The organism is Pseudomonas sp., from assembly GCF_050739775.1.
Classification (GTDB): Bacteria; Pseudomonadota; Gammaproteobacteria; order Pseudomonadales; family Pseudomonadaceae; genus Aquipseudomonas.
In genome coordinates this window covers 1-10,354 of the sequence record NZ_JBOICA010000076.1, presented here as the reverse complement: position 1 = coordinate 10,354, position 10,354 = coordinate 1, and the positions used below count along the sequence as shown (strand labels likewise).

The window sequence follows — 10,354 nt, the reverse complement described above, 5'->3', positions numbered from 1 at the left end:
GGAGCGCGGTTCGGGCCAGACGTAACCGATGACCAGGACGTTGAGGATGGCGGTGAGCATGAGGGGAATAAGCCTAGGTAAAAACGCCTATTCTACAAGGTGGGAGCGGGCTTGCCCCGCGATTTGCTTTATCAGCCTTGCAAGCCCAACATGCTGCGAGCCACGGCCTCGGCAATGCGGATCCCGTCGACACCTGCCGACAGAATGCCACCGGCATAACCTGCACCTTCACCTGCCGGGAACAGACCCTTGAGGTTCAGGCTCTGCAGGCTGGCATCACGGGTGATGCGCAGCGGCGACGACGTGCGGGTTTCGATCCCGGTCAACACTGCATCATGCAGGTTGTAGCCCTTGATCTGGCGATCGAAGGCTGGCAAGGCTTCACGAATGGCTTCGATGGCAAAGTCAGGCAGGCTCGGAGCCAGGTCGCCTAGACTGACGCCGGGCTTGTACGAGGGCTCGACACTGCCTAGGGCGGTGGATGGCCTGCCAGCGACAAAGTCGCCCACCAGCTGTGCCGGTGCTTGGTAGTTGCTTCCACCGAGTACATAGGCATGGGCTTCGAGTTGTTCCTGCAGCTCGATACCGGCCAGCGGACCACCCGGATAATCCTGCTCCGGGGTGATGCCGACGACGATGCCTGAGTTGGCATTGCGCTCGTTGCGCGAGTACTGGCTCATGCCATTGGTGACCACTCGCCCCGGCTCGCTGGTGGCCGCGACCACGGTGCCACCGGGGCACATGCAGAAGCTGTAGACCGAACGACCGTTCTTGGCGTGGTGCACCAGTTTGTAATCCGCCGCACCCAGTTTCGGGTGGCCGGCGTATTTGCCCAGGCGCGCCTGGTCGATCAGCGATTGCGGGTGTTCGATACGGAAACCGATGGAGAACGGTTTGGCTTCCATGAACACACCGCGGGCATGCAGCATGCGAAAGGTGTCACGGGCGCTGTGACCCAGGGCCAGGACCACATGCCGGGAGTGCAGTTGCTCGCCACTGTCCAGCACCACGCCGTGGAGTTGGCCATCCTCCATCAGTAAGTCGGTAACTTTCTGTTCGAAGCGCACTTCGCCGCCCAGCGCCTGGATCTCGTGGCGCATGTTCTCGACCATGCCGGTGAGGCGGAAGGTACCGATGTGTGGCTTGTTGACGTAGAGGATCTCGTCTGGCGCGCCCGCCTTGACGAACTCGTGCAGGACCTTGCGACCGTGGTGCTGCGGATCCTTGATCTGGCTGTAGAGCTTGCCGTCGGAGAACGTGCCTGCACCGCCTTCACCGAACTGTACGTTCGACTCGGGGTTGAGCACGCTTTTGCGCCACAGGCCCCAGGTGTCCTTGGTGCGTTGGCGAACTTCCTTGCCGCGCTCGAGAATGATCGGCTTGAAGCCCATTTGCGCGAGCAGCAGGCCGGCGAAAATCCCGCACGGACCGAAGCCGACCACGATGGGGCGCTCTTGCAGGTCGGCAGGGGCCTGGCCGACCACCTTGTAGCTGACATCCGGCGCGAGATTGACGTTGTGATCGTCGGCGAACTTGCGCAGCAGCTCGGCTTCGTTGCTGACACTTAGGTCGATGGTGTAGATGAACAGCATTTCGCTGTTCTTCTTGCGGGCGTCATAGCTGCGCTTGAACAGGGTGAAGTCCAGCAGTTGGTCGTCGCTGATCCCCAGGCGTTGCACGATGGCCTCGCGCAGGGCTTCATCAGGATGATCCAGCGGCAGCTTCAGTTCGGTGATTCGTAACATGGCAGGGTCCAGTATCCCGGCCATGAACGGCCGGCGGCTTTACACAAACCGCCAAGTATAAGCTGTTCGCCGCCTTTGCAGGCAGGATAAACGCAGGCGCCGATGATCAGTCGTTGCGTGAGCCGCCGTAATAGGCACAACCGCGCATTGTCTGGCCGTTCACCCGTAGCTCGGCGCTCAGGTGGCTGACGGCGCCGCTCATGCTGTCGACACAGCGTTGCGGAGCGACCCAGAGGTCCACGCGCTGGCCATTGGCCTCGGTGCTGAGGCTGAAGCGTCCATCAGGCAATTGTTCTTCCAGGAAAGGGACGGCCAGTTCCGGTACTCCCGGGCGCGTCAGGACCATGCCCTTACCACTGGCTTTGAGGTCCCAGTCCGGTTCGTTGCCGTGTGCACGCACGGTCAGGCGCTTGAAGTTCAGGTCGCTGCAGGCACTGTTGGAGTGCTCGACCCGGTACAACCGCTGTACGTTCAATTGCCCGTCGTTACCGGCTTTCTGACTGGCAGAAAGGTTGCCACTGACATCGGCGAACAAGGTGCCCGGTTCGTTGGCCAGGGCGGAGGCTTCCTGCAGCAGGCCGGTATTGCCACTATCGAAGACGGCAAAGTGGCGATTCTCGGTGCAAGGTTTGAACAGCAGTTGGCCGCCCTGGGCACTTAGTTCGCCCTGCATCCGGGTCATGCCTGCGGTAGAGGCAGCCTGCGGTTTTTCCGCCAGCATCTGGCAACCGGCGAACAGCGGCAACAGGGCGACAAGCAACAACGAAGGGGCGGCACGCATCGAGCAAACTCCAGGGTCTCTACCGAAAGGTGCCGCCACGTTACGCAGGCTGGACGCCGATCACAAGGCCTCAGCCGACATGATAGGTCTGTCCGCTCTGCAGGCCCTCGACGCTCTTGGCATAGGCCAGTGCTACCTCGGCCGCTGGCACCGGTTTGAAGCCTCGGAAGTACGGGGCATAGGCCGGCATGGCTTCGAGCAGTACGTTGGGGCTGATCGAATTGACCCGCAAGCCACGGGGTAACTCGATAGCCGCCGCCTTGACGAAGGCATCGATGGCACCGTTGACCAGGCTGGCCGAAGCGCCGGTGCGGATCGGGTCATGACTGGTGATGCCCGTGGTGAAGGTGAAGGAGCCGCCATCGTTGATGAACTCGCGACCGATCAGCAGCAGGTTGACCTGGCCCATGAGCTTGTCGTTCAGGCCCAGGGCAAAGTGTTCTTCGGTCATCTCGCCCAAAGGTGCAAAGGTTACGTTGCCGGCCGCGCAGACCAGGGCATCGAATCGACCGGTTTGCCCGAACAGCCGACGAATCGAAGTGCTGTCGCTGATATCCACCTGGTAGTCACCGCTGCTGCGACCGATGCGCACGATCTCATGACGTTGTTCCAGCTCTTTGGCCACAGCAGAGCCAATGGTGCCGTTGGCGCCGATCAACAGGATTTTCATTGAAGCGTTCCTCGCGGGTTATAGGGGCAAGGCTCAGTTTAGGGTGGATTTTTCGGCGGATAAGCCTGCTAATAGGCAACCTTTGGTTTTCATCTGGAAACAATCAATGAGCGACCTGGATGATCTGGCGGCCTTCGCCGTGTTGATGGATGCCGGCAGCTTTACCCAGGCCGCTCAGCAACTGGGTTGGAGCAAGGGGCAGTTGTCCAAGCGCATCAGCGCATTGGAGGCCAGTCATTCGCTGAAGCTACTGCACAGAACCACGCGGCGCCTGAGTTTGACGGCGGCAGGTGCCATGTTGTTGCCCCAGGCCCAGGCATTGGTGCGGCAAATGGAGGGTGCGCGTCAGACCCTGGCCAGGCTCAAGGACGAACTGGCCGGTCCGGTGCGAGTCACTGTACCTGTGTCGTTGGGGGAGACCTTTTTCGAAGGTTTGTTGCTGGAGTTCGCCAGCACCTACCCGGACTTGCAGGTGGAGTTGGAACTGAACAATGGCTACCGAGATCTGTTGGGTGATGGTTTCGACCTGGCGATTCGCACCGAGGTCCAGGACGATGCGCGATTGGTTGCGCGCCCGCTATTGGCCATGCAGGAACTGACCTGTGCCAGCCCTGCCTATCTGCAGCGCCATGCCGAACCGCGCACACCGACTGAGTTGAGTGGGCATCGCTGCTTGCTCAACAGTCACTACAGTGGCCGGGAAGAATGGTTGTATCACCAGCAGCATGAATTGTTGCGGGTGCAGGTCGCCGGCAGTTTTGCCAGCAACCATTACAGCTTGCTGAAGAAAGCCGCGTTGCTCGGTGCCGGGATTGCCAGGCTGCCGTCCTACATGGTGCATGCAGAACTGGCTGATGGCCGATTGCAGTGGTTGCTGCGCGACTATCAGACGCGCAGCGTACCGTTGTTTCTGGTTCATCCCTATCAGGGCGGGATGCCCAGAAGGGTCCAGGTCCTCGCCGACTATCTGCTGCGCTGGTTCAAGCGCAGCAGCCAGGCATTACAGACGCTGTAGTGATTACATTTTGTCGTCGTGCTTTTCGTCTTTCATCATCTTGTCGTCCTTTTCCATTTTTTTGTCTTTACTCATCTCCATTTTCTTTTCCATCTTCATGTCGTCGGCCATTTTCATGCTGGTTTCCTTGTCCATTTTCATGTCTTGGGCAGCATGCACGACCGGGAGCAAAGCCAGGCTCGAGCCGAGGGTGAGGATAAGGGCGGCGGCGCTGATGGTTTTGTTCATGGTGGGACTCCAATAGGTTAAAGAGGCGAGTGCCAATGGCTGTGGCTCACCTGCAGCACTAGAGTCCGATGCCCGGAAGGCGTTACACAGGCAAGAAAAAAGGCCCGAAGGCCTTTTTTCATTTGCTGGCGCGGATCAGCCGCCAAGGTAGGCGTCGCGTACCTTTGGATCGGTCAGCAGCGCTTCCCCGGTGCCCTGCATCACCACCCGGCCGTTTTCCAGTACATAGGCACGGTCGGCGACTTTCAGGGCCTGGTTGGCATTCTGCTCGACCAGGAACACCGTCACGCCATCACGGCGCAGTTGCTCGATGATGTCGAAGATCTGCTGAATGATGATCGGTGCCAGGCCCAGCGACGGCTCGTCCAGCAACAGCAGCTTGGGCTTGCTCATCAGCGCCCGGCCAATGGCGAGCATCTGCTGCTCACCACCGGACATGGTGCCGCCACGCTGGGAAAAGCGTTCCTTCAGGCGCGGGAACAGCTGCAGGACCTTGTCCAGCTGTTCCTGATAGTCGCCCTTGTTGGTGAAGAAGCCGCCCATGGCCAGGTTCTCTTCGACAGTCAGGCGGGCGAAGACCCGGCGACCTTCAGGCACCACGGCAATGCTCTTGCGCATGATGTGCGAGGAGGACTGGCCGACCAGCTCTTCACCCAGGTACTTGATGCTGCCGCTGTGAGCCTGGGGTGAGCCGCAGAGGGTCATCAGCAGGGTCGACTTGCCCGCGCCGTTGGCGCCGATCAAGGTGACGATCTCGCCCTGACGGATCTCGACATTGACGCTGTGCAGTGCCTGGATCTTGCCGTAGAAGGTGGAAACGTTTTCGAACTGCAGCATTTACGCTTCCCCCAGGTAGGCTTTGATCACTTCAGGGTTGTCGCGGATCTGTTCCGGCGTGCCGTCGGCCAGGGGCGTGCCCTGGTTGATCACGACGATATGGTCGGAGATGCTCATGACCAGTTTCATGTCGTGCTCAATCAGCAGTACGGTGACGTTGTGCTCTTCACGCAGCACGCTGATCAGGGCCTTGAGGTCTTCGGTTTCCTTCGGGTTGAGGCCGGCCGCCGGTTCGTCGAGCATGAGGATCCGTGGACGGGTCATCATGCAACGGGCGATTTCCAGACGTCGTTGCTGGCCGTAGGCCAGGGTCCCGGCGGTGCGGTTGGCGAACTCGGTGAGGTTGACCTTGTCCAGCCAGAACTGGGCAAAGTCCAAGGCCTCGCGCTCGCTGCGACGGAAGCTCGGAGTTTTCAACAGGCCGGCAAAGAAGTTGGTGTTCAGGTGCCGGTGCTGGGCGATCAGCAGGTTTTCCAGCGCGGTCATTTCCTTGAACAGGCGCACGTTCTGGAAGGTCCGCACAACGCCCTTGCGCGCGATCTCATGGCCGGCCAGGCCCTGGATCGGCTGGCCGTCGAGGAGGATGCTGCCAGCGCTTGGCTTGTAAAAGCCAGTCAGGCAGTTGAACACCGTGGTCTTGCCGGCACCGTTGGGGCCGATCAACGCCACGACCTGTTTTTCCTTGACGGTCAGGGCCACGCCGTTGACCGCCAACAAGCCGCCGAAGCGCATGCTCAGGCCGCTGACTTGCAGAATTTCGCGGCTCATCGACGCAGCTCCATATGGGGGCGTTGCATAGGCAGCAGGCCTTGCGGACGCCAGATCATCATCAACACCATCAACGCACCGAACATCAACATGCGGTACTCGCTGAAATCGCGCATCAATTCAGGCAGCAGGATCATCACGATGGCCGCAAGAATCACGCCCAGCTGAGAGCCCATACCGCCCAGTACGACGATGGCGAGGATGATGGCCGACTCGATGAAGGTGAACGACTCCGGCGTCACCAGGCCCTGGCGTGCGGCGAAGAAGCTACCGGCGAAACCGGCGAAGCAGGCACCCAGGGTGAAGGCCGACAGCTTGATCACCGTCGGGTTCAGGCCCAGGGCACGGCAGGCGATCTCGTCCTCACGCAGCGCTTCCCAGGCACGGCCGATCGGCATGCGCAGCAGGCGGTTGATCACGAACAGCGCCAGCAGGGCCAGCAGCAAGGCGACCAGGTAGAGGAAGATCACCTTGTTGATCGAGTTGTACTGCAGACCGAAGAACTCGTGGAAGGTCTGCATGCCTTCGGCGGCCTTGCGTTCAAAGGTCAGGCCGAAGAAGGTCGGTTTCTCGATGTTGCTGATCCCGTTCGGACCGCCGGTCAGCCCGGTGAGGTTACGCAGGAACAAGCGGATGATCTCACCGAAGCCCAGGGTCACGATGGCCAGGTAGTCACCGCGCAGGCGCAATACCGGGAAGCCGAGCAGGAAGCCGAAGGTCGCCGCCATCATGCCGGCGATCGGCAGGCAGATCCAGAAGCTCAGGCCGTAGTAGTGCGATAGCAGGGCATAAGTGTAGGCGCCGACGGCGTAGAAACCGACATAACCCAGGTCGAGCAGGCCTGCCAGACCGACCACGATGTTCAGGCCAAGCCCGAGCAGTACGTAGATCAGGATCAGGGTGGCGATATCGACTGCGCCGCGCGAGCCGAAGAACGGCCAGACCAGAGCAACCACGATCAGCCCCATGACCACCCAGCGCTGGGTCTTGGGCAGGGTCAGGAAGTTGCTCATGGCCGGCGAGATCAGCTTGCGGTCCGAGCGGGTGCGCATGACTGCGCTCCACTGTTTGTCGAACAGCACGCGCAGGAACATCAGCACCGAACACAGGGCGATGATCCATAGGGTCAGCGCCCCTTGGTTATGGACGATCAGGTGGATGCCATCGATGCTGAGTTTCAGGCCGAGCACCGGGAAGGCCACGGCCCAGACCAGCAAGGCGCTGAAGAACGCCTGTTTGATATTTTTGTTCATACTTTTTCAACCTCCGGACGGCCGAGAATGCCGGTCGGACGGAACAACAGCACCAGAACCAAAAGACCGAAGGCCACCACGTCCTTGTACTGGTCGCCGAAGATGTCGGCGCCAAAAGCCTCAGCCACCCCCAGCACCAGCCCGCCGAGCATGGCGCCCGGAATACTGCCGATGCCGCCCAGCACTGCCGCGGTGAAGGCCTTCAGGCCTACCAGGAAGCCGGCGTTGGGGTTGATCACGCCGTACTGCATGCTCAGCAGTACGGCCGCCACAGCTGCCAGGGCGGCACCGATGACGAACGTCAGGGCAATGATGTTGTTGGTGTTGATGCCCAACAGGTTGGCCATCTTGATGTCTTCGGCGCAGGCGCGGCAGGCGCGGCCCAGGCGAGAACGGGAGATGAACAGGGTCAAACCGGTCATTGCCACTAGGGTGACGATGAAAACCAGGATCTGCATGTAGGAGATCAGCACTTCCTCTGCGCCGCCCGGGCCGAAGGAGATACTCCCAGGGATCAGGTTGGGGATGGACTTGTCCTTGGAGTCCTGGGATAGCAATACGGTGTTCTGCAGGAAAATCGACATGCCGATGGCAGAAATCAGCGGGATCAACCGGTTGCTGTTACGCAAGGGGCGGTAGGCGACCCGTTCGATACTGTAGCCATAGGCACTGGTTACGAAGATCGTGGCGACGAAGGCGACGGTCATCAATATCGGCAGTGAATCGATACCCATCATGGCAAGCCCCGCAAGGGCAATGAAGGCCACGTAGGAACCAATCATGTAGACCTCGCCATGGGCGAAGTTGATCATTCCAATGATGCCGTAAACCATTGTGTAGCCAATGGCTATCAAGGCATAGGTGCTGCCAATGGTCAGGCCATTAACCAGCTGTTGGAAGAAGTGGTAGATCTCAGGCATTACAGCGCTCCTAAAAACCCGATACGCATTTCACTGGTGGGCTGAAACCCGGCCCGGTCTTGTGGTCTTGAGCCACTTCGACGCAGGCACTGCCAGCGAACCGCTGGTGACGGTTTTAAGATTTTCAGGTGAACCTGCCCCCGGATCGCGGGAGTCAGGCCCATGAACCTCGTAAAACAAAGCCCACTGCTCGCACAGTGGGCTTGTAGTCATGTAGTCAGACGGGATTACTGAGGGGAAACTTCGGTTTTAGGTTTGCCGAAATGCCATTCGTAGACCACGAATTTGAAGTCTTTCAGGTCGCCCTTGTCGTTGTACGACAGGTCGCCAGTCGGGGTCTTGAAGGTTCCAGCGTGGATGGCCGCAGCCACCTTGTCGGTGTCCTCGGACTTGGCCGCCTTGATGCCCTCGGCGATCAGCTCGACAGCGGAGTAGGCCGGGAACACGAACGGGCCGCTCGGGTCCTTGCCATCAGCCTTGATGGCATCCACGATTGCCTTGTTCGCAGGGTCGGCATCGAAGGACTTCGGCAGGGTCACCAGCAGGCCTTCGGAGGCGTTCTGGGCGATCTGCGAGATGGAGTCGTTGCCGACCCCTTCCGGGCCCATGAACTTGGCGTTCAGGCCTTTCTCTTTGGCTTGACGCAGGATCAGGCCCAGTTCTGGGTGGTAGCCGCCGTAGTAGACGAAGTCGACGTTGGCTTGCTTGAGCTTCTGGATGATCGAGGAGAAGTCCTTGTCACCGGCGTTCAGGCCTTCGAAGACGGCAACCTTGGTGCCTTTGCCTTCCAGGGTCTGCTTGACCGCGGTGGCGATGCCTTCACCGTATTGCTGCTTGTCGTGCAGTACGGCAACCACTTTCGGTTTGACGTGGTCGGCAATGTAGTTGCCGGCGGCAGGGCCCTGGGCGCTGTCCAGGCCGATGGTGCGGAAGACCAGCTTGTAGCCACGGGCGGTGATTTCCGGGCTGGTGGCAGCCGGGGTGATCATGATCACGCCTTCGTCTTCGTAGATGTCGGACGCAGGCTGGGTGGAGCTGGAGCACAGGTGGCCGATTACGTATTTAACGCCATCGTTGACCACTTTGTTGGCTACGGCTACGGCTTGTTTAGGGTCGCAGGCATCGTCATATTCCTTGGCTTCGAGCATCTTGCCATCGACGCCGCCTTTGGCGTTGATGTCTTTGATAGCCTGTTTTGCACCGATGAACTGCATGTCGCCGTACTGAGTGACCGGACCGGTTTTCGGGCCGGCGATGCCGATCTTGATGGTATCGGCTGCAAACGAATGGCTGGCAACCCCGGCCAGAACCATTGCGGCAAACAGCTTGGAAATCTGCTTAGTAGCCTTACTCATAGTGCTCCACTCATTCTGTTGTAATTTTTATAGTCCTGGCGGCCAGAGCTTGAGGACCGGATGGCTCCGATTTTGCCCTGGCAACTGTACCGGTACAGTGTAGAGCGCTGCTTTGTCGCTTGAAAAGCAGGCCAGCTGGGGCAAATTCGGCGCGTGTCGCTTAATTGACAGAAACTTACAAGAAAGCGGCTTGGTCTTGCCCTGATTCCCGTGGCAATCCTTTGCTTTCAAGTCCTTTTCGATCAATTACTTATTTGAAACCGGGTTTTTCTGCAAAAATACCGACCTCTTACAGTAGTCGAATTATTTCTGGCAGGAACCCATGACTGATCAACCAAGCACCCTCTATGCCAAACTGCTCGGCGAGACGGCAGTAATCGAGTGGAAAGCCCTGGAGCGTTTTTGGGCCAAAGGTGACCTGATTTGGGTCGACACGAGCCTGGACCTGATCGAAGTTGCACAGGCAATGGCCGAGAACCGCAGTGAAACCTTCGCTGCATGGCGCAATGCTGGCACGGTTGGCCCGGTGTCTACCGAGCAGGCGTTAGACCTTCAGAGCCGCGATCCAGAGATCTGGGCAGTGGTGGTTTCGCCGTTTATTGTGATTCAGGAAAAGACCAACGGTTGATTGTGCGCCAATTTGGTGCGTAAAAATGCACAGCGAGAAGGTTTTGGTGCGCAGGACTGTTCAGCGAGGGTGGCTGTTGGTAACAGTTGAGTGTGCTTTACGTTAACGGTAACAGATCGCGGGGCAAGCCCGCTCCACAGGTGTAACCCTGTGG

Annotated in this window: 11 protein-coding genes; 2 read left to right on the top strand and 9 right to left on the bottom strand. The window is 59.4% G+C overall.

Going from position 1 to position 10,354, the window contains the following annotated elements; all coding sequences use genetic code 11:
- Positions 1-131: 131 nt before the first annotated feature.
- The 3 genes from ACRESH_RS23740 to ACRESH_RS23730 form a co-directional block, all read right to left on the bottom strand.
- Positions 132-1,745, bottom strand: coding sequence for an NAD(P)/FAD-dependent oxidoreductase (locus ACRESH_RS23740; RefSeq protein ID WP_431744267.1), 1,614 nt, complete (start codon positions 1,743-1,745; stop codon positions 132-134).
- Positions 1,746-1,851: 106 nt separating this feature from the next.
- Positions 1,852-2,526, bottom strand: coding sequence for a COG3650 family protein (locus ACRESH_RS23735; RefSeq protein ID WP_431744266.1), 675 nt, complete (start codon positions 2,524-2,526; stop codon positions 1,852-1,854).
- 70 nt (positions 2,527-2,596) lie between these two features.
- Positions 2,597-3,196: a short chain dehydrogenase gene (locus ACRESH_RS23730; RefSeq protein WP_431744265.1), complete on the bottom strand. Its 600-nt coding sequence runs from the start codon at positions 3,194-3,196 to the stop codon at positions 2,597-2,599.
- A 106-nt stretch (positions 3,197-3,302) separates the two neighbouring features.
- On the opposite strand from ACRESH_RS23730, the gene ACRESH_RS23725 reads away from it, so the two are divergent.
- Positions 3,303-4,211 carry a LysR family transcriptional regulator gene (locus tag ACRESH_RS23725; RefSeq protein WP_431744264.1) on the top strand — a complete coding sequence of 303 codons (909 nt, stop codon included), beginning with the start codon at positions 3,303-3,305 and terminating at the stop codon, positions 4,209-4,211.
- Positions 4,212-4,214: 3 nt separating this feature from the next.
- Here ACRESH_RS23725 and ACRESH_RS23720 read toward each other — a convergent pair whose 3' ends face one another.
- The 6 genes from ACRESH_RS23720 to ACRESH_RS23695 all read right to left on the bottom strand — a co-directional run bounded on the left by ACRESH_RS23720 (position 4,215) and on the right by ACRESH_RS23695 (position 9,572).
- Complete coding sequence (locus tag ACRESH_RS23720) at positions 4,215-4,439, bottom strand: hypothetical protein (protein ID WP_431744263.1); 225 nt, start codon at positions 4,437-4,439, stop codon at positions 4,215-4,217.
- A 135-nt stretch (positions 4,440-4,574) separates the two neighbouring features.
- Positions 4,575-5,276: an ABC transporter ATP-binding protein gene (locus ACRESH_RS23715; protein WP_431744262.1), complete on the bottom strand. Its 702-nt coding sequence runs from the start codon at positions 5,274-5,276 to the stop codon at positions 4,575-4,577.
- On the bottom strand, positions 5,277-6,044 hold the full coding sequence (gene livG, locus ACRESH_RS23710; RefSeq protein ID WP_431744261.1) for a high-affinity branched-chain amino acid ABC transporter ATP-binding protein LivG: 768 nt from the start codon (positions 6,042-6,044) through the stop codon (positions 5,277-5,279).
- A complete protein-coding gene (locus ACRESH_RS23705) occupies positions 6,041-7,297 on the bottom strand; it encodes a high-affinity branched-chain amino acid ABC transporter permease LivM (protein WP_431744260.1) in 1,257 nt (418 codons plus the stop codon). The genes livG and ACRESH_RS23705 overlap by 4 nt, the downstream gene beginning before the upstream one ends.
- Positions 7,294-8,217 carry a high-affinity branched-chain amino acid ABC transporter permease LivH gene (gene livH, locus ACRESH_RS23700; RefSeq protein ID WP_045185823.1) on the bottom strand — a complete coding sequence of 308 codons (924 nt, stop codon included), beginning with the start codon at positions 8,215-8,217 and terminating at the stop codon, positions 7,294-7,296. The genes ACRESH_RS23705 and livH overlap by 4 nt, the downstream gene beginning before the upstream one ends.
- 227 nt (positions 8,218-8,444) lie before the next feature.
- The gene (locus tag ACRESH_RS23695; RefSeq protein ID WP_431744259.1) at positions 8,445-9,572 is read right to left on the bottom strand and encodes a branched-chain amino acid ABC transporter substrate-binding protein; all 1,128 of its coding nucleotides are present in this window, start codon (positions 9,570-9,572) and stop codon (positions 8,445-8,447) included.
- A 322-nt stretch (positions 9,573-9,894) separates the two neighbouring features.
- On the opposite strand from ACRESH_RS23695, the gene ACRESH_RS23690 reads away from it, so the two are divergent.
- Complete coding sequence (locus tag ACRESH_RS23690; protein ID WP_431744258.1) at positions 9,895-10,200, top strand: DUF2288 domain-containing protein; 306 nt, start codon at positions 9,895-9,897, stop codon at positions 10,198-10,200.
- The last annotated feature ends 154 nt before the right edge of the window (positions 10,201-10,354 follow it).